Here is a 306-nt window from a genome sequence, read left to right as displayed (position 1 = left end):
TTACTCACATCGGGTTCAATAAGCATCCTTTCACCCACATCGGGTTCAAGAAGCACCCTCGCGTCAATTTTTACCTGGCCTTTTCTCGCACACTTGGTACGGTCTTGAACCCTCTGTGGAAAAGTGGCTACAACGGGTTCAATAAGCACCCTTTCTGCCTGCAGGCGGTTCAATAAACGTCCTTTTCCCTGCAGAGGGTTCAAGATGCACCCTCGGAAGAAAATTTACCTGCACTTTCTCGAGCCGTTTGGTACGGTTTTGAACCCCAAGCATCCGCAGTAAAAAATTGAGCAGCACTTTTGTGGA

This window comes from Atopobium sp. oral taxon 810 str. F0209 (assembly GCF_000466405.1).
Taxonomy (GTDB): domain Bacteria; phylum Actinomycetota; class Coriobacteriia; order Coriobacteriales; family Atopobiaceae; genus Olegusella.
This window is presented reverse-complemented; position numbering follows the sequence as displayed.